Genomic DNA, 18,686 nt, shown 5'->3' on the forward strand with positions numbered 1-18,686 from the left:
CACTAATAGAAAGTTTTGGTTAATATGAGATTTATTTTTATAGGAATAGTTAAACTATATCAAAAGATTATTAGTCCTTTAAAGCCACCAACCTGTCGTTTTTATCCAACATGTTCCGCATATAGCTTGGAAGCATTTCAACGGTTTGGAGCTTTCAAAGGCTTATATCTTACTGTAGTTAGAATTTTAAAATGCCATCCCTTTCATCCGGGTGGAGTTGACTTAGTACCAGATAAAAAGGCTGAAAAGTAAAAAACGAATGAACCATTGTGTTCATTCGTTTTTTATAGTTTGGCTCTGTTAAAGCTTGATGTTGTTTTGAGGATAAACCCGCTTCGGAAATATACTACGCTTTCCGCGGGCGGCTGGTGAGCTTCCTCGTACGCTTTGCGTACTGCGGGATCTCACCTAAGCCTCTCCTCCCGCCGGAGTCTCCGTATATTTCCGAAGCTCAATTTATAATTCTGATTTTTTATAGATTACTATATCAACAATAAGCTTTAACATAACCTATAGTTTAAAACGTTCGATTTGATCCCAGATTCTCTCGCTCTTGAGAATGTGTGATTGATATTTTCCAAATAAATCATAATGCGGAAATTTATCTTTATAATCTATCCAATGATCTTCTAGACCATATTTTCTTCCCCATGCCTTTAACTTACTCACATCGCAGCATCCTACCTTTGTTACCGTGTCACAACCAGGAAATCGTTCATCGATCCAATAGTGTGTGAGAAAAGCAATCTCTCCATTTAATACTTGTTGTTTCCATTTTTTTAGTTCATCTCTTTTTATTCCAAAAGCCATAAAACTTGCTCCTTTAATTTGGTTGAGAATGACTCATTAATTTAGTTTTTCCATCATATCTTCCATAAACTCATAATCCATTGGGCCAACGTGACGAGGTTCTTGAATCTTCCCGTCCGTACCAATGAAGTAAGTTGTTGGAAGGCTAAGCACACCGTAATTATCACCTACAGCACCATTACGATCAAGAGGCGTTGTAAATGTATAATTAAATTCTTCTATAAAATCCTTAACCGTTTCATCTGTTTCATTGTAATTTACGGCTATAATTTTAATATCTTCATTATATTCTTCGTAAAACTCCTGCATTTCTGGCATTTCTTCACGACATGGTGGACACCAGCTAGCCCAGAAATTCAGAATTACCTTTTCGCCTTGTAAGTCTGACAGGCGAAGCATTTCCCCGTCTAATGTCTCCAATTCAAAGTCAACTGCTGTTTCTCCTGGTTGGATTCCTACAAAATCTTCTGCTTCTTTAGGCATAATCATTCCACCTGTATCAGGTAGGAAATCATTTGTTTCTGTTTGTTCGTCATTATTTATTGAAGATCCTATCATAATCCCAACTAGAATAATGAGAAGAGAAACACCTAGTATTGTTTTATGCATTCTATCATCTCCTGAATTGTACATATCAAAAAAATAAAAATAAATACTTGTCTACTTTAATAGTAAATACTATGTGAGGTGAAGTAAAGGTATTCGCACCAATGTTTGGAAAGTTGACAAGAACTAAGGCGGAAGTGCCTGTTTAACGACGAACAAACTGCGCCTCACAGGACGTGAGGTGGTTCAATGTAGCGACGGGATGTCGCGATTTTAGTTGAACTTCCCTTTTCTTTTGAGATAAAGGAAACACGGTGAGGTACGAGCCGATGTTGACTTTCACCACAAGGGTATAAGTGCGACTAAGCCTCTGCTAAAGCAATCGGCAAGTCTTCTTTATCGATTGAAGGAGTGCGAAGTTTGCTCGCCGCTTTAGCACTGGAGCCGGACGTGACTTTTCCATAAACTTTATCCAAATCTCGGAAATATAATAACTTTACTATACAAAAAAGCCGCTACTCTTCGTTGAGTAGCGGCAATAGATTTAATTATGCTTTCATTTTGTCTCTTAATACCATTTGAAGAATTCCACCGTGACGGTAGTATTCAATTTCAACTGGACTGTCAAACCTAGCAATTGCAGTGAATTCTGTTACTTTTCCTTTTTCATCCACAGCTTTTACTTGAACTGGACTGTTTGCTCCAACTGATTCATCAATCTCTACATGGAAAGTTTCTCTTCCAGTTAATCCAAGTTTCGCAGCACTGTCACCTTTTTCAAACTGTAAAGGAAGAACACCCATCATTACAAGGTTTGAACGGTGAATACGCTCGTAACTTTCAACGATAACTGTCTTAATTCCAAGCAGTTTCGTTCCTTTAGCTGCCCAGTCACGTGAAGATCCCATTCCGTAATCTTTACCACCAATTACTACTAATCCTGTACCAGCATCTTGATACTTCATCGCTGCATCATAGATAGGCATAACTTCTTCTGTTGGCCAGTAAGTTGTATATCCGCCTTCTGTTTCAGGAGCTAGTTTGTTACGGATACGAATGTTTGCAAAAGTACCGCGCATCATAATCTCATGGTTTCCACGACGTGAACCATAAGAGTTAAAGTCTCTTGGTGAAACACCTTTTTCTTGCAAGTGTTGACCTGCAGGCATGTTTCTAGCAATCGCACCAGCTGGTGAGATATGGTCCGTTGTTACTGAATCTCCGAAATAACCTACTGCGCGTAAATTATTTAACGGTTCAACGATACCTTTTTCTTTCGACAAGCCTTCAAAGAATGGTGGGTTTTGAATGTAAGTTGAGTCTTCATCCCACTCGAATAATGGCTCGTCAGTTGTTTCAATTGCATTCCATTTCTCGTTTGAATCGAATACGTTCTCATATTCTTTCAAGAAGATTTCTGGAGTAACAACTCTTGCAACTTCATCCTTAATTTCATGTGCTGTTGGCCAAATATCACTCATGTATACTGGATTACCGTCTTTATCTTCACCTAGTGGATCTTTTGAAAGATCAATATCAACAGTTCCTGCAAGAGCATATGCAACAACAAGTGGTGGTGAAGCTAGATAGTTAGCTTTAACTAATGGGTGAATACGACCTTCAAAGTTACGGTTCCCTGATAGAACGGAAGATGCAATTAAATCTGAGTCAACAATTGCCTTCTCAATTTCCTCTAATAGTGGACCTGAGTTACCAATACATGTTGTACATCCGTAACCTACAAGGTTGAAACCTAATTGATCTAAATAATTCTGTAAACCAGCATCTTCTAAATAGCGAGTAACTACTTTCGAACCTGGTGCTAAAGAAGTCTTCACATAATCAGGAACTTTCAAGCCTTTTTCTACAGCTTTCTTCGCTACTAGCCCTGCACCTAACATAACATATGGGTTAGATGTATTCGTACAAGAAGTTATCGCTGCAATCGCAAGTGAACCTGTTTTTAGTACAGATTCTCTTCCATTTTTATGTGTTACAGTTACTTCTTTATCAAATTCAGATTTATCTTTTCCAAAACCTTGGTTTCCTTCAGGTGCAGTGATCGCTTTGATAAATTCTTTTTGCATATCTGAAAGTGTGATTAAGTCTTGTGGACGCTTAGGACCAGATAGGTTTGGCTCAAGCTCAGATAAATCAATAACTACTACCTCTGTATATTCTGGATCTCCATCCTCTGGGTCATACCAGAAGTTGTTTAATTTACTGTATTTTTCAACTAAATCGATTTGGTCTTTACTACGACCCGTTAAGTGAAGATAATTCAATGTCTCTTCATCTACTGGGAAGAATCCACAAGTTGCACCATACTCAGGAGCCATGTTAGAAATTGTTGCACGGTCTGCTAGTGGCATATCTTTAAGTCCAGGACCGAAGTATTCAACAAATTTACCAACAACACTCTTTTCACGTAGTACTTGTGTTACTTTTAAAGCAAGATCCGTTGCAGTAATTCCGTTAGGATAGCTGCCAACGAATTTCACTCCAATTACTTCAGGAGCAGGGAAATATGATGGTTGACCAAGCATTCCTGCTTCAGCCTCAATTCCTCCAACACCCCAACCTAATACACCTAGACCGTTAATCATTGTCGTATGTGAGTCTGTACCAACAAGTGTATCTGGGAAAGCATCATACTCCCCATTTTCAGTTTCCAATCCGTGAACAACGTTTGCAATGTACTCTAAGTTAACTTGGTGTACAATACCTGTTGCAGGAGGAACTGCGCGGTAGTTATCAAATGCTTTTTGAGCCCAGTTTAGGAACTCATAACGTTCTGCGTTTCTTTCAAATTCGATTTCCATGTTTGCTTGTAGTGCATTTGTAGTACCGTATTGGTCAACTTGTACAGAGTGGTCAATAACTAGATCAACAGGAACCTCTGGATTAATCTTATCAGGCTCGCCACCCATATCTACCATTGCTTTTCTAAGTGAAGCCAAGTCTACTACTGCTGGCACTCCAGTGAAATCTTGTAAAATAACTCGGGATGGTTTAAAAGGTACATCAACCGCTTCTCCCTTATTTTTTCCCCAGTTAGCCAATGCTTCTACATGTTCGTTTTGAATTTGAAATCCGTCATGTTGACGAAGAACAGATTCTAAAAGTACGCGAACAGAGAATGGCAAGCGATCAACATTTCCTAAGCCTTTTTCTTCTAACGTTTTTAAATGATAATAATTATACTTTTTACCATTTAAATCAAATTGCTTTTTCGAATTAAATGCATCATTTCCCATGTAATTCTTCCCCTTTCGTTTGATACCATTATTAGTCTGTTATACTCTGAAAATAGTAAAGGTATAAATTTCATAAAATCTCTTCAAATAAAGACCTTTATCCTTATATTATAGGATTATACAAGAGAAAACAAATCATTAGCTATCACTAAGCTATATTAAATTTTTATGCTTAGTGATAACTTTTACTTATACATAAAAACAGATGGACGATTAGATTCTTATCGTCCATCTGATTTATTTTTAGTATATTTCGGTAAGGTGATTTCAAATGTACTTCCTTTACCCGGATTTCTATAGAATCTTAAGGAACCATTATGCTCTGAAAGTATATCTTTTGTGATATTCAACCCAAGCCCAGTACCTTCTTTCTTTGTCGTATAAAATGCTTCACCCAACCTTTTTGAGGAATCATCTGGTATACCAATTCCTTCATCACGCACACTAATATGAACATTTTCATCTAAAGACCTCGCAGCAACCGTAATTTCACCTGGGTTTTCCATTGCTTCTATCGCATTTTTAATTAAATTAATAAGCACTTGTTTAATTTGCGAAGCATTACAATAAATCTTTTCGTCTATCGGTAAATCAATTTTAATATGGATATCTTTTAATCTTGCTTGTGATTGTAGAAGTAAAACCACATCCCGAACCATTCTTAAAACATCTTCTTCTTGCCAATCTTCAGATGTAGGTTTTGATGCAACCAGAAGTTCAGTTGTAATCGTTTCCATTTTTTCAATTTCAATTGCCATAATTCTGTAGTATTCCTCTTTATACTGCACACCTGCTTGGAGTAGTTGTAAAAATCCTTTAATAGAAGTCAACGGATTTCTTATTTCATGTGCTATACTTGCTCCGAGCTGGCCGACTACTGACATTTTTTCAATTTGAAGCATTAGTTCTTGCATTGATTTGACATAAGACAAATCTTTTAAAGATGCAATATAATAATTCTCTTTTGAATGGTCATCAAAAAGTTTCTCTAATAAAACCTCGAATTGTATTTCTTTATTTTCAGAAGTACGTACGGGTATAATAAATTCTTTTTCTTTAACTGAACGATTGATAAAATTGCTTGTAATCTCTTTAACTATTTCACCTTCTATAATGTTTTTCCAATTTAAACCCAACCAATCATTCCTACTATAACCTAATAAGCGAATCATAGATTTAGAAATGAAACAGACTTCACCTATTTCATTCCAAACAATCGTACCTGCAGCTTGATTTTCTTCAATCCATTGAATAAAATTTCTTGGAAGATCTGCATAACTATCAAAGACTTGTCGTTTTTCCTTAAGATTATTTGTGGAATAAAAAGATTCTATACTCAATTCATCCTCTCCTTAATTTCTTTTAAAGAGTTTAAATATCCTTACAAGAAAAAATATCTAATTAATCGTGAAAGGCTATCATGTATGTATTGTCTTATTTTAGATACAATTATATGAAAGAAGTACTGGGTGCAACTGAAAAATTTGTAACTATCTACAATTCATTTTATAATGAGTATAGCTTCATATTACTACAACCATATGAAAAAACAATATAAATATTATAATAAATGCAACAATTCAATATTTATAAGAAATTGGGTGAGGTTTTTGGAAATTATTGTTGTTCTTTGGGGGTTCTTTTTAATTACGATTATGGGAATCGGCGGATTTTTTATGTTTCGCAAATTTCTAAAGCGATTGCCTAAAGAAGATGGAAGATCTGCAATGGACTGGGAAGAATATTATTTAGAAAAGTCTAAGCATATGTGGCTTAGCGAAGAAAAAGAATTATTAGAAGAACTTGTATCACCTGTTCCAGAATTATTCCGCGATGTGGCTCGCCAAAAGATCGCCAGTAAAATTGGTGAAGTTGCTTTAGAAAAGCATGAAAAAACAATTACACAAAATACATTGATTGAAGGATATATTATAGCGACCCCTAAACGGGACCATAACTTCCTTAGAAAGAAGCTGAGACAAAAAGAAATAGATGTTGCGCCATATGAGCATCTCTTCGAACTTTCGAAAGATAACTATCGAGAAAACTGGCAGGAAATTTATAAAAAAGTGAGAGAATAATTCTCTTATAAATTAAAAATGGGTCTAATCACTAAGTTTTAGTGATTGGACCCTTTTTTTTATTACGCTAATTATGTCCCAGCCTTTTCTAAAGTCATGCTTTTTCTTAGCTCTGTAAATTTATAAAGCATTACTAGTCTCCATGTAAGAATCATCCCAAATGCAAGGATAAAGAACATGCCACTAGTCTCCCCTAGAGAAATATGCGCGCCCACAATCAGTTTTAAAATTAGACGGACTGCTAACAAGCCAAATAAAATAAAAGGAAATGCTTTTGATGGGTTTAAATAAATCTCTCCATCACGTATTTCAAATTTGGAAATTTTAATAAGTATAATTGAAAATATAATACCAACAACAAATGACTCGATCACTTGGAGCCAAGAAATTTGAAATACTGGAAAAATAAACATCAACGCACCTGTACTCATAAATACTGGCGGCAATATAATTTTTTTAACAGTCGCTGGTCTTCTAGCCATCTTCATTCGGAAGAAAATCATCGCTGTAGCCATTACTACCGCTACCACCATGCTTGCAATACCCCATACCATGTTCAAATCACTCTCTCAAATCTATTCCATTTCTTGCCTATAATGTAATTCGGTCTAGAATACGATTTAAAGTCTCTAATACTTTCTTTTCGTTAAAAGGTTTCACAATAAAGTCTTTTGCTCCAGCTTCGATTGCCTCAACGACAACATTCTTTTGTCCGACAGCAGAACAAACGACGATACTTGCATTTTCATCAATTTTCTTTATTTCCCTTATAGCATCTATACCGTTCATTACAGGCATTGTAATATCCATTGTTACAATGTCTGGTCTATGTTCTTTATAGAGTTCGATAGCCTCTTCTCCATTTTCGGCCTCAGCAACTACCTCAAAGTCCCCATTTTCAAGAATAGAACTTAGCATTACTCGCAAAAACTTTGCGTCATCGACTATTAGCACTTTCGCCATTTTATTCCCCCCAGTACACTAAGTACATCTCTTTCTCTTTGATTCACTTAGCCAAAATTCCCCTACAACTTTAAAATCCATAGAAACCAAATAATCCAGCAAGATAAGATGTGAATGCAGTCATCCAGTCAAAGAATAATGCAATCCCCATTAGGATCATCACATACCCACCAAATTTAACGATTTTCTGACTATGTTTCTTGATCCACTTAAGTTTACCAATAAAGAACGCCATTAATAAGAACGGAATAGCAAAGCCAAGGATATAAGCAATCATCATAACCATACCTGTTTCCGGATTAGATACTGCTAATGAAAGTACAATTGCTAATATTGGCCCTGTACAAGGTGTCCAACCTAATGAAAAAGCGAGTCCAATTAATGCTGAACCAAGATAACCCGCTGGTCTATTTTTAAATTGAATCTTTCTGTCTTTCATTAAGAAATTAAAATTCAGTACTCCAACTATTACAAGTCCAAAGAAGATAATTAAGATGGCTCCCACTTGTCGGATGATATCTTGATACGTTAATAAGAATGAAGAAAATGCAGTTGTGTAAAAGCCTAGCATTATAAATACACTAGAAAACCCAATTAAAAAGAAAATAGTATGCAAAATTGCTTTGCGATTTAATTTTGTATTTTCATCATTTATTTCACTAATACTCATGCCCGTTATGTAAGATAAGAAAACTGGATACAACGGAAGAACACATGGAGAGACAAAAGATAAGAAGCCAGCTCCAAAAGCTAGAAATATATTTATTTCAGACATTATAATCCCCCTATGAAAGTAGTTTCACTTCATTTTAACAATAAATGGTGGGTCTATGTCTTTTTATTTATGACAAAAGGACAACACTTTCTACCATTTTCAAGTTATACATACAGTATATAGAAAATAAAAAGTGTTGTCCTTTTAAATGCTTTTGAAAACGCATAGTGAAAGTCCTTTACTATAAATAGTTTTGGACTTTTAATGGTAAATTATTTAATTCTTTTCGTTCTGATTATTCATTGCACGCATCATTTGATTGATTTTCTTTTGGCTCGGTTTTTGACCCATTTGCATCATCAATGTACGAAGCATTTGCTCATTAATTGGTGGATTTTTCTTTAAATAACTCATCATATATCTTCTTGCAATAAAGAAACCAAGAGCAATTCCTGCTATTAAAGCTCCTATTGCAATTAATACTACCCAAATTGTGCCCATACTCTGACTTTCCTCCTTCACGACTCTCTCTAAACAGTATATAAAAGAACGTCTAAGAATACAATATTTGTTTAATTTCTAAATAATTATTTTTATCTAAAGTTAACCAACCGTAGTCTTTTATTGTATTATTCACAACAAAAAAATGTAAAGGCAATCGACGGAGCATAGGAAATAAGAACTCCTCTGCTTCCTCTATTGAGTCACACGAGAACTCTAAATGTCGTTCGTCTTTATAAATCGATAAATGACCATTATTCCTATACATTTTTAAATAATTATCACGCTTGTCCCAATCAATTCCTTCATTTGTATATTGTAGACTTGAGGAAATTAAATCGAGTGTGAGTGGCTCTGTGATAAAATTATACTGTAGCTGTAGATAAGAAGGCTTACGGTTTTCCTTAAATTCCTTTAAAAAACGATATAGAATGCCTGTTTTATAATAGTAATGTGTAACAATTTCAGATCTAATACAGAAAACAGAATACGTATACATGAACTCACTCCTTTATCGTTCAATTATACGCAATGTCAAAAGAATATATTGTCATATTTTGAGATAAAAAATCACTAGTTTTGTCACATTAGCAATTATTATATACTTCATTAAAATATATTAGGCAGTTCAACGAAGAACTGCCTAATATAAAGCATTTTTAAAATTATATATGACTTGTTGAGAAAATTAATTATTAACTAGTTCTTCTAACTTTTTAACAACGTTTTCTACAGTAAAGCCATATTCTTCGACAACTTTTTCACCTGGTGCTGAAGCTCCAAATCGATCAATCGCAAGTATTGCACCTTCATCACCTGTGTATCGATCCCAGCCAAAGGATGCTCCCATTTCAATAGCTAAGCGCTTTTTAACTGATTTAGGAATGACACTTTCTCTGTAAGCTGCGTCTTGTTTTTCGAATCGATCCCAAGAAGGCATACTAACAACAGAGACGTCAATTCCTTTCTCTTTTAATTTCACCTGAGCTTGTGTAGCTAGTTGAACTTCACTTCCAGTAGCAAGTAACAGAGCATCTGGAGTTTCTTTTTCTGCTTTGCTTATTGTATAAGCCCCTCTTTTAACACCTTCATATGCAGCTGTTTTCGTACCTGCTAATGTCGGTAGGTTCTGTCTAGTTAAGACAAGTGCAGTTGGTTCTTCACTTGACTCTAAAGCTAATCTCCAAGCAGCACTTGTTTCGTTAGCATCTGCTGGTCTGATAATGGATAGACCCGGGAAGGCGCGTAAAGCTGCTAAATGTTCAACTGGCTCATGTGTCGGACCATCTTCTCCAACAGCAATAGAATCATGTGTGAATACATAGGTTACAGGCATTCTCATAATAGAAGCTAGGCGAATCGATGGACGTAAGTAATCACTAAATACGAAGAACGTTCCTCCATATACTTTTAATCCTCCATGTAGTGCCATACCATTTAGTGCTGCTCCCATTGCATGTTCACGTACACCAAACCAAATATTTCTACCACTATAATCTGCTTTAGTAAAATCTGCCTCATCATCGATAAGCGTTTTATTTGATCCAGCTAAGTCTGCACTACCTCCAATGAAGTTAGGGACAGATTTAGCAATCGCATTAAGGACTTCTCCTGAAGATGCACGTGTTGCTAAAGAGCTACCCTCTTCAAAACTTGGTAATGATTTCTCCCAATCAACAGGAAGCTCGCCATTTATTGCGCGTTTTAGTTCAGCTGATTCTTCAGGGTATTGTTCTTCAAATTGACTAAACATTTTATTCCAGTCAGCTTCTAATCCTTCAGCTTTTACTTGAATTTTCTCCTGAAAGTCTTGATAAACTTCTTCTGGTACATGAAATTCTTCATGCTCCCATTTGTAGTATTCTTTCGTCAAACCAACTTCTTCTGTTCCTAATGGTGCACCATGAGAATCAGATTTAGCTGATTTATTAGGTGAACCATAACCAATTATAGTTTTAATTTCAATTAACGTTGGTTGGTCAGTGTTTGCTTGAGCCTCTTTAATAGCTGAGCGAATTTCTTCTAAGTTATTTCCATCTTCTACACGGATAACTTGCCATCCGTATGCTTTAAAACGTTGCTCTGTATTTTCAGAGAATGAACGGTCTAAATCTCCATCTAAAGAAATATCATTCGAGTCGTAGAGAGCAATTAATTTACCCAAACCTAAATGTCCAGCTAATGATGCTGCTTCATGAGAAATACCTTCCATTAAATCACCATCACTTACAAGTGCATATGTGTAGTGATCAACAATATTAAAATTAGGTTTGTTATATTTCGCGCTTAAATGTGCTTCTGCCATTGCCATACCAACAGACATAGCAATTCCTTGGCCGAGCGGACCTGTTGTCGCTTCTACCCCATCTGTATGATGTACTTCTGGGTGACCTGGAGTTCTTGAATCCCATTGGCGGAAATTTTTAATATCCTCCATTGTTACATCATAACCAGATAAGTGTAATAAACTATAGAGTAGCATGGATCCGTGACCTGCAGAAAGCACGAAACGATCTCTATTAAACCACTTAGAATTTTTAGGATTGTGATTCATGAAATCTGTCCACAATGCATAAGCCATTGGAGCAGCCCCCATAGGTAATCCTGGATGTCCTGAATTTGCTTTTTCAATTGCATCGATTGATAATGTACGAATTGTATTCACTGATAGTTGTTCAATTGTTGACATGTAAATCTCCTTTCATTAACCCTTAAATATGTAACTACCTTCATTCTATAATGAACATGCGTTCTTCACAAGCGCAAGTATAGAAGGAAGGTAGTTTTGTTTAATGCTTTTTATTACGTTCTTGTAAATCTTTCACTTTCTGAGGTGTTACATCATTTCCGAGTGGATCAATTACTGTCATCGTTTTAAATTGATTCGTAAAAGAGCTACGAATATTACCAAGGTATTCCTCACGTAATCTTTTTTGTTCTATTTTTTCTTCTTCTGTTAATCCGTCATTTTTCGCTTTATTTGCCAATTCATTTATACGAGTAAGTTTCTCTTTTGCTAACATTAATATACCTCCTTTAATCATAAATCTTTTATTAGTATACCTGTACCCTTTGGATAATATAATATTCTAAAACCAAAAAAGACAAGAAATAAATCTTGTCTTCTATCTTACAACTAGCGAATCTCATTCTCAAGTATTTGGTACTCTTGGTAACGCCTGTGTATGGTAGCTTTAGATACATTATATCCGAGTCCATTTAATGTTGTAGCTATCTCATGAAAGGTTAATCCTTTTTCTCTTAATTGTATAATTTCTTGAAGTGGAACTTCTGCGCGCTTACGACCTGGTGCTTTATCTATATTCTTAAGATTTGCTTCTGGTCGATAACCTGCTTGCACTGCTTTTTTCATCCCACGTTTAATTTTCATATTTTGAATTTTACGTTGATATTCTTCTACGATCCCAACAATTTGTAAAACCATTGAATCCGAATCAGAAAGCTCTAACTCTCCGTTATGCATTAACGTATAAATCTTGATGCCTAATTTTTGTAGTTGATGGAATAAAGCGATTTTAGTGTTCCCTCTGCCTAGTCTAGTTTCATCTTGTATTAATAATCCATCTGCTTTTTCCTGTGAAAAATACGCAAGCATTTCAAAAATTCCTTCTCGTTCAATGTCAAAGCCACTTTGTTGTTCTTCAATACACTTCACAATCTTAAAATCTTGTGAGTTAGCAAATTCCGTTAATTCGAGACGCTGTCTTGAAAGAGAGGTTTCTTGTTCTTTTTTATCTGTACTCACTCTGCAATAGATGATTACTCTCAATTTATTAATCTCCTTTTATACTAATTTCCACTAGTAATTAAAGAGAAGTATAAAAATACTAGCATTAGACCGAATGCAACAAAATAAAATAGATCTTCTTTTGAATATTTTTTTAATAGTTTATTAAACATATGAATGCCCCCTTAGAAATAAAAGAACCTTTGTTCCTACGAACATAGTATCTCACGAACATACGGTCTTGTCAACTACTTTTAGAACGAATGTTTGCATATTATGGATAGAGATGGTAAACTATGTTTAATAAATCCTATGTGAGAGGTGTTTCAAGCATGACAAAATTATCAAAAAGGCAACAGATGATATTAGATTTTATAAAAAATGAAGTAAAAGCTAAAGGATACCCACCATCAGTTCGTGAAATTGCTGTAGCTGTTGGTCTTGCATCAAGCTCAACTGTACACGGTCATTTGGAACGACTCGAAGTGAAAGGGTTTATTAGACGTGATCCTACGAAACCAAGAGCGATAGAAATTCTTGACCCTACAGGGGAATCAAACATTCCAAAAGATCAAGCAAGATATGCACCTGTTATTGGAAAAGTAACTGCTGGTCTACCAATTACAGCAGTGGAGAATATAGAAGAGTTCGTGCCAATTCCTAGTTCAAGTTCAAATCCTGATGATAATCTATTTGTATTGATCATTGATGGTGAAAGTATGATAGAAGCAGGTATTCTCGATGGGGATATGGTTATTGTTAAACAACAAAGCACTGCGGACAACGGAGATATCGTAGTAGCGATGACAGAAGAAAACGAAGCGACGGTTAAACGTTTCTTTAAAGAAAAGGATTCCATTAGATTACAACCAGAAAACGCCACAATGGATCCACTATTCTTTGATAATGTCTCTATCCTAGGAAAAGTAATAGGATTATATAGACATATAAAATAATGGCTATGGTAAAGTTTGCAATTGATACTTCAGCAATTAAAAAAAGAAGCAGTAAATGAGCTTCGGAAATATACGAAGACTCCTGCGAGATGGAAAGCAACGGTGAGACCCCGCAAGTCGCCTGCGACTGAGGAGGCTCACCAGCCGCCTAAGGATGCGCGTAGTATATTTCCGAAGCGGGTTTTTACTCCTAACAACAGAATGGTTAATGAATTTATTCCCATACATATTCTTATAAGCGAGCTATTATAAACGAAACAAAAAATCTGCTACTTTATTTAAAAGTAACAGATTTTTTTAATTTAATTATTAGTATGATGTTAAATATTGTTCTCTTTCCCATGGATGTACCGTATTATTGAACATCTCCCACTCCATTTGCTTAGCACGCATGAAATGATGGTATAAGTGACTTCCTACAGCTTCAATAATAATTGAATCATTTTCTAACTCTTGAAGAGCCTCTTTTAGATTCGATGGTAAATCCCTTACTCCATTTTCATATCTTTCTTTACTTGTCATTTCAAAAATATTACGATCAACAGCCTCTGGAGCTACTTTTTCATTTTCAATCCCATCTAAACCAGCGGCTAATAACACAGACAATGCCAAATAAGGATTAGATGCAGGATCGACACTTCGAACTTCTACTCTCGTACTCAATCCTCTTGAGGTAGGAACTCTAAGTAATGGCGTTCTATTCGACGCTGACCAAGCAATATAAGATGGAGCTTCAAATCCTGGTACCAAACGTTTATAAGAGTTAATAATAGGATTTGTAATCGCAGTAAACCCACTAGCATGTTCTAAAATACCTGCGATAAATTGAAAGGCGTCTTTGCTTAAATTAATTTCATCTGATTCATCAAAAAAGACATTATTGCCATCTTTAAATAGTGACATGTTCACATGCATCCCAGAACCGTTTACACCATATAAAGGTTTCGGCATAAATGTTGCATGTAAATTATGTTGTCTTGCTATAGTTTTCACGACTAATTTAAATGTTTGGATATCATCCGCGTGTTTTAAGGCATCCGAATACTTAAAGTCTATTTCATGTTGACCAGGCGCACCTTCATGGTGGGATGCTTCAATCTCAAAGCCCATTTCTTCCAATTCTAGTACAATATCTCTCCGGCAACTTTCTCCTAAATCTGTAGGTGCTAAATCAAAGTATCCACCATAATCATTTAACTCAAGAATTGGCTCGCCTTTTTCATTTAGCTTGAAGAGAAAGAATTCTGGTTCTGTACCAATATTGAAAGTATCATATCCAAGTTTCTCCATCTTTTTTAGGTTTCTTTTTAAAGTATTACGAGGACAGCCTAGAAATGGAGTTCCATCTGGATTGTGTATGTCACAGATAAATCTAGCTACCTTACCTTTATTAGATGTCCATGGAAAAACGACAAATGAATCATAATCAGGGTATAAAAACATATCTGATTCTTCTATTTTTACAAACCCCTCAATTGCTGATCCGTCGAACATCATTTTATTATCTAATGCTTTATCAAGTTGACTCAGAGGTATCTCGACGTTTTTAATCGTACCCATCATATCTGTGAACTGTAACCGAATAAATCTTACGTTTTCTTCTTCAATTTTTTGTTTTATCATTTCTTTCGTTATTTTACTCATGTTATTAATCCCCTCCAAAAATTACTATACCCTACTTAATGGAGAGATAACCCTTTTGTTCAATAGTTTTTACAGCCTCTATAATTGCTATTTTCACATGAGCATAAGTTAATCCACCTTGAACATACGCAGTGTAGGGCGCTCTAATAGGTCCATCCGCAGATAGTTCAATACTTGAACCTTGAATAAATGTACCAGCTGCCATAATTACTTCACCTTCATATCCAGGCATTTCACTTGGATATGGGCTTACATAAGAATTAACCGGTGAACTTGCTTGTATGGATTGACAGAAGGCAATCATTTGTTCTGCTTTATCAAATGTAACTGTCTGTATTAAGTCTGTTCGCTTCATTTGATAATCAGGAGTGGTAGTTAGTCCAACTAATTCTAAAAACCGCGAAGTAAATATTGCGCCCTTCAATGCCTCGCCAACAACATGTGGTGCTAAGAAGAATCCTTGGAATAATTCTTGCAACATATTTAATGTAGCTCCACTCTCTTTGCCAAGACCAGGTGCTGTAAGTCTGTTTGCGCACTGTTCAATTAAATCTTGTCGACCAACAATATATCCTCCAGATCGCACAATTCCTCCACCTGGATTTTTTATTAATGAGCCTGCCATTAAGTCCACTCCAACATGAGTAGGTTCCTTTGTTTCTACAAATTCACCATAGCAGTTGTCCACAAATACGATAACATCCGATTTTATTTCTTTAACAAATTGAACCATTTCTTCAATTTCATCAACAGTAAAAGATGGACGATTATCATAGCCTTTTGAACGCTGAATACCGATAACTTTTGTTTTCTCTGTTATTGCTTCTTTGATTCCTTGATAATCTATAGCTCCACCTTCGAGAAGTGATACGTGTTGATAATCAATTTGAAAGTCACGCAACGAACCTGCAGTCCGCTCTCCTCTTATCCCGATAACTTCTTCCAATGTATCATAAGGCTTACCAGTTATATAAATTAACTCATCACCTGGACGAAGCACACCAAATAATGCAGTTGAAATCGCATGCGTACCAGAAACAAGTTGTGGACGAACTAAAGCATCTTCCGCACCAAAGACATCTTTATAAACACTTTCTAATGCATCTCGTCCCATATCATCGTATCCATAACCAGTAGTTGAATTAAAATGGCTATCACTTACTCTATTTGCAATAAATGCTTCGAGTACGCTTTTTTGATTTATTTCTACGATCGTATTAATGTCGTTTTTAATTTCTGCAATATCTTTTTCTGTTTGGTTTATTAATTGCTCTAACATGAAAATTATGACCCCTTTGTAATTTTGTTCAATAGATCTTCACTTTGAATATATCCTTTTAGAATATACTTATTGTTCTCTTCATCGAATTCTTTTTCTTCTATAAGTGATTCTCTTTCAATTAAATTTATAATTTTCCCTTGATCTGCATCTAGATGAAGTGTAAAAGGACTCCACTCCTTCTTCAGAACTTCTTCTATTTTTTCCACTGTTAGTTGTAAATCGTCTTCTTCGTATGCACTAATTAGTAAGTTGGGAAAATGTGATGGGAAAAATGGTTCCTGAATCAAATCTTTTTTATTATAAATATATAGAGTTGGAATATTGTGAGCATCTAATTCCTCAAGTAATTTCTTAACTGTTTGCTGATGTTGTTCTTGATCTATATGGGAACCGTCAACAACATGGAGCAAAAAGTCTGCCTCTGTTACTTCTTCCAATGTCGAACGGAAAGCAGCAATTAAAGATGTAGGTAAATCTTGTAAGAAACCAACCGTATCTGTAATTAAAGCTTCAAATCCAGAAGGCATTTTAACTTTTCTTGTTAAAGGATCCAATGTAGCGAATAACTTATCTTCTTCAAGTGAATCACTATCTGTCAAACGATTAAACAAAGTCGACTTCCCAGCGTTTGTATAGCCGACAATTGCAATTTGAAAAACATTATTATCTCTTCTTCGTTTACGGTACTGTTCTCTTTGTTTTACAATTAGTTGTAATCTCTTTTTAATGTCAAAGATACGTCCACGAATGTGACGTCTGTCGGTTTCAAGTTTCGTTTCCCCAGGTCCTCTTGTTCCAATACCAGCTCCAAGTCTTGATAATTCTATACCTTGTCCCCTTAATCTTGGTAATACGTATTCTAATTGAGCAAGCTCAACTTGGAGTTTACCTTCTTTTGTACGCGCACGTTGTGCAAATATATCTAAAATCAATTGACTGCGGTCTATAATTCTAACTCCTAAAGCTTTATTTAAATTACGCAACTGACCAGCAGACAACTCATCATTAGATATAACCAAATCAATTTCATTTTCTTCAATTTCATCTTTTATTTCTTGCAATTTTCCTTCACCAATATATGTAGCTGGATGAATAGAATTACGATTCTGTGTAAATATCGCTTCTACACTTCCTCCAGCTGTTTGACTTAAAGAAATCAATTCATCCAAGGATGTCTGAAAACGTTCATCTAATTGGTCTGGTTTTTTTACTGCTACTACTATTATCTTCTCTTCTGCCATGAAATACCTCCATTAGTATCATTTAATCATTTAGTTTAAAATCTTCTGCACTAAGATTGATTATATCTTCTGGTTGAAACTTTTCATTTTGTACCAACCGGTAAGCTTGCTGCCGTATTGCTTTTTCAACTATATTTCTTACTAAACGAGCATTCGAGAAATTCCTGTCGTTTATATTTTTCAGAAGGATAATCTTAAGCCTTTCCTCTGCAGCTTTTGTTAAATAGTATTCCCTATCTTTTACCATTTGCTTTGTGATTTTCATTAATTCATCAATTTTATAATTGGAAAAATCAAGAATAAAAGGGAACCGTGATTTAAGCCCTGGATTGATTCTTAAAAATTTTTCCATTTCATATGGATAACCTGCAAGGATCAAAATAAAATCATTATGGTGATCTTCCATGTGTTTTACCAATGTATCAATGGCTTCCTTACCAAAGTCTTTTTCGCCACCACGTGCTAGAGAATAAGCTTCATCTATGAATAGTATACCACCCATTGCCTTTTGAATTACAGCTCGAGTCTTTTGAGCAGTGGATCCGATATATTCACCTACAATATCTGCACGTTCTATTTCTGTAAAATGCCCTTTAGACAAAATACCTAATTCAACATATAACTTGGCAAGCTGTCTTGCAACAGAAGTCTTCCCTGTACCTGGATTACCCTTAAATAGCATGTGCAATACTTGTTTATTTGTAGAAAACCCTAACTCACTTCGTTTCTCATTAATTATATAAGTAGCATAAACTTGTTTTACAGTTTCCTTTATTTCGTCCATGCCAATAAAGGGAGCAAAAGTTTCCTCAATCTTTAAAAAGTGTCGATTAACATGCTTGTCGATAGAATTAGGATTCGGAGGTGCTTTCTCTTGTAAAATGATATTTATTCTTCCTTTTGCGTTCAAATTAATCGCTGAATCCACCGTTACCACTCCTT

The 18,686-nt window shown here is 35.3% G+C and carries 19 protein-coding genes; 3 read left to right on the forward strand and 16 right to left on the reverse strand.

The annotated features are described in order from the left end of the window. Positions 1-24 precede the first annotated feature (24 nt). Entirely contained in the window at positions 25-252 is a 228-nt protein-coding gene (yidD, locus tag ACXYMZ_RS04545) for a membrane protein insertion efficiency factor YidD (RefSeq protein ID WP_458947171.1), read from the forward strand. A gap of 258 nt (positions 253-510) precedes the next feature. Here the strand turns inward: yidD and ACXYMZ_RS04550 are convergent, their stop codons facing one another. From ACXYMZ_RS04550 to ACXYMZ_RS04565, 4 genes are all read right to left on the reverse strand, one after another. Beyond that, positions 511-810, reverse strand: coding sequence for a hypothetical protein (locus tag ACXYMZ_RS04550; RefSeq protein ID WP_458947172.1), 300 nt, complete (start codon positions 808-810; stop codon positions 511-513). Between the two features lie 36 nt (positions 811-846). Next, positions 847-1,419, reverse strand: coding sequence for a TlpA family protein disulfide reductase (locus tag ACXYMZ_RS04555; RefSeq protein WP_458947173.1), 573 nt, complete (start codon positions 1,417-1,419; stop codon positions 847-849). 485 nt (positions 1,420-1,904) lie between these two features. Continuing rightward, positions 1,905-4,613, reverse strand: coding sequence for an aconitate hydratase AcnA (gene acnA / locus ACXYMZ_RS04560; RefSeq protein ID WP_458947174.1), 2,709 nt, complete (start codon positions 4,611-4,613; stop codon positions 1,905-1,907). Positions 4,614-4,834: 221 nt separating this feature from the next. After that, entirely contained in the window at positions 4,835-5,953 is a 1,119-nt protein-coding gene (locus ACXYMZ_RS04565) for an ATP-binding protein (RefSeq protein ID WP_458947175.1), read from the reverse strand. Positions 5,954-6,154: 201 nt separating this feature from the next. On the opposite strand from ACXYMZ_RS04565, the gene ACXYMZ_RS04570 reads away from it, so the two are divergent. Then, positions 6,155-6,694, forward strand: coding sequence for a DUF2621 family protein (locus ACXYMZ_RS04570; protein WP_458947176.1), 540 nt, complete (start codon positions 6,155-6,157; stop codon positions 6,692-6,694). Positions 6,695-6,765: 71 nt separating this feature from the next. Here the strand turns inward: ACXYMZ_RS04570 and ACXYMZ_RS04575 are convergent, their stop codons facing one another. The 8 genes from ACXYMZ_RS04575 to ACXYMZ_RS04610 all read right to left on the reverse strand — a co-directional run bounded on the left by ACXYMZ_RS04575 (position 6,766) and on the right by ACXYMZ_RS04610 (position 12,663). Beyond that, entirely contained in the window at positions 6,766-7,248 is a 483-nt protein-coding gene (locus ACXYMZ_RS04575; RefSeq protein ID WP_458947493.1) for a CcdC family protein, read from the reverse strand. A gap of 37 nt (positions 7,249-7,285) precedes the next feature. Beyond that, a complete protein-coding gene (locus ACXYMZ_RS04580) occupies positions 7,286-7,657 on the reverse strand; it encodes a response regulator (protein WP_458947177.1) in 372 nt (123 codons plus the stop codon). A gap of 70 nt (positions 7,658-7,727) precedes the next feature. Beyond that, positions 7,728-8,432 (reverse strand): cytochrome c biogenesis CcdA family protein, encoded by a 705-nt coding sequence (locus ACXYMZ_RS04585; protein ID WP_458947178.1) that lies wholly within the window; start codon positions 8,430-8,432, stop codon positions 7,728-7,730. A 216-nt stretch (positions 8,433-8,648) separates the two neighbouring features. Continuing rightward, positions 8,649-8,873, reverse strand: a complete 225-nt coding sequence (locus tag ACXYMZ_RS04590; RefSeq protein WP_458947179.1) for a YneF family protein — start codon at positions 8,871-8,873, stop codon at positions 8,649-8,651. A 52-nt stretch (positions 8,874-8,925) separates the two neighbouring features. Continuing rightward, complete coding sequence (gene sirA, locus ACXYMZ_RS04595) at positions 8,926-9,372, reverse strand: sporulation inhibitor of replication protein SirA (protein ID WP_458947180.1); 447 nt, start codon at positions 9,370-9,372, stop codon at positions 8,926-8,928. Positions 9,373-9,561: 189 nt separating this feature from the next. Next, entirely contained in the window at positions 9,562-11,562 is a 2,001-nt protein-coding gene (gene tkt, locus ACXYMZ_RS04600; RefSeq protein ID WP_458947181.1) for a transketolase, read from the reverse strand. A gap of 100 nt (positions 11,563-11,662) precedes the next feature. Further along, the gene (locus ACXYMZ_RS04605; protein WP_458947182.1) at positions 11,663-11,896 is read right to left on the reverse strand and encodes a DUF896 domain-containing protein; all 234 of its coding nucleotides are present in this window, start codon (positions 11,894-11,896) and stop codon (positions 11,663-11,665) included. 113 nt (positions 11,897-12,009) lie between these two features. After that, positions 12,010-12,663, reverse strand: a complete 654-nt coding sequence (locus tag ACXYMZ_RS04610; RefSeq protein WP_458947183.1) for a YneB family resolvase-like protein — start codon at positions 12,661-12,663, stop codon at positions 12,010-12,012. Positions 12,664-12,953: 290 nt separating this feature from the next. Here ACXYMZ_RS04610 and lexA point away from each other — a divergent pair, with 290 nt between their 5' ends. Further along, the gene (gene lexA / locus ACXYMZ_RS04615; protein ID WP_458947184.1) at positions 12,954-13,577 is read left to right on the forward strand and encodes a transcriptional repressor LexA; all 624 of its coding nucleotides are present in this window, start codon (positions 12,954-12,956) and stop codon (positions 13,575-13,577) included. Positions 13,578-13,886: 309 nt separating this feature from the next. Here lexA and glnA read toward each other — a convergent pair whose 3' ends face one another. From glnA to ACXYMZ_RS04635, 4 genes are read right to left on the reverse strand one after another with little or no spacing between them, the layout of a single operon-like run. Further along, positions 13,887-15,221: a type I glutamate--ammonia ligase gene (glnA, locus tag ACXYMZ_RS04620; RefSeq protein ID WP_458947185.1), complete on the reverse strand. Its 1,335-nt coding sequence runs from the start codon at positions 15,219-15,221 to the stop codon at positions 13,887-13,889. Between the two features lie 31 nt (positions 15,222-15,252). Next, complete coding sequence (locus ACXYMZ_RS04625) at positions 15,253-16,500, reverse strand: methionine gamma-lyase family protein (protein ID WP_458947186.1); 1,248 nt, start codon at positions 16,498-16,500, stop codon at positions 15,253-15,255. Between the two features lie 5 nt (positions 16,501-16,505). After that, positions 16,506-17,744 (reverse strand): GTPase HflX, encoded by a 1,239-nt coding sequence (gene hflX / locus ACXYMZ_RS04630; protein ID WP_458947187.1) that lies wholly within the window; start codon positions 17,742-17,744, stop codon positions 16,506-16,508. Positions 17,745-17,766: 22 nt separating this feature from the next. Continuing rightward, positions 17,767-18,672, reverse strand: coding sequence for an AAA family ATPase (locus ACXYMZ_RS04635; RefSeq protein WP_458947188.1), 906 nt, complete (start codon positions 18,670-18,672; stop codon positions 17,767-17,769). Positions 18,673-18,686 lie beyond the last annotated feature (14 nt).

Source organism: Oceanobacillus sp. CAU 1775, assembly GCF_054482815.1.

Bases quoted from the DNA above. Each gene is read 5' to 3' on its own strand.
- yidD (WP_458947171.1), top strand. From the start codon at position 25: ATGAGATTTATTTTTATAGGAATAGTTAAACTATATCAAAAGATTATT.
- ACXYMZ_RS04550 (WP_458947172.1), bottom strand. From the start codon at position 810: ATGGCTTTTGGAATAAAAAGAGATGAACTAAAAAAATGGAAACAACAA.
- ACXYMZ_RS04555 (WP_458947173.1), bottom strand. From the start codon at position 1,419: ATGCATAAAACAATACTAGGTGTTTCTCTTCTCATTATTCTAGTTGGG.
- acnA (WP_458947174.1), bottom strand. From the start codon at position 4,613: ATGGGAAATGATGCATTTAATTCGAAAAAGCAATTTGATTTAAATGGT.
- ACXYMZ_RS04570 (WP_458947176.1), top strand. From the start codon at position 6,155: ATGAAAAAACAATATAAATATTATAATAAATGCAACAATTCAATATTT.
- ACXYMZ_RS04575 (WP_458947493.1), bottom strand. From the start codon at position 7,248: ATGGTATGGGGTATTGCAAGCATGGTGGTAGCGGTAGTAATGGCTACA.
- ACXYMZ_RS04580 (WP_458947177.1), bottom strand. From the start codon at position 7,657: ATGGCGAAAGTGCTAATAGTCGATGACGCAAAGTTTTTGCGAGTAATG.
- ACXYMZ_RS04585 (WP_458947178.1), bottom strand. From the start codon at position 8,432: ATGTCTGAAATAAATATATTTCTAGCTTTTGGAGCTGGCTTCTTATCT.
- ACXYMZ_RS04590 (WP_458947179.1), bottom strand. From the start codon at position 8,873: ATGGGCACAATTTGGGTAGTATTAATTGCAATAGGAGCTTTAATAGCA.
- sirA (WP_458947180.1), bottom strand. From the start codon at position 9,372: ATGTATACGTATTCTGTTTTCTGTATTAGATCTGAAATTGTTACACAT.
- tkt (WP_458947181.1), bottom strand. From the start codon at position 11,562: ATGTCAACAATTGAACAACTATCAGTGAATACAATTCGTACATTATCA.
- ACXYMZ_RS04605 (WP_458947182.1), bottom strand. From the start codon at position 11,896: ATGTTAGCAAAAGAGAAACTTACTCGTATAAATGAATTGGCAAATAAA.
- lexA (WP_458947184.1), top strand. From the start codon at position 12,954: ATGACAAAATTATCAAAAAGGCAACAGATGATATTAGATTTTATAAAA.
- glnA (WP_458947185.1), bottom strand. From the start codon at position 15,221: ATGAGTAAAATAACGAAAGAAATGATAAAACAAAAAATTGAAGAAGAA.
- ACXYMZ_RS04625 (WP_458947186.1), bottom strand. From the start codon at position 16,500: ATGTTAGAGCAATTAATAAACCAAACAGAAAAAGATATTGCAGAAATT.
- hflX (WP_458947187.1), bottom strand. From the start codon at position 17,744: ATGGCAGAAGAGAAGATAATAGTAGTAGCAGTAAAAAAACCAGACCAA.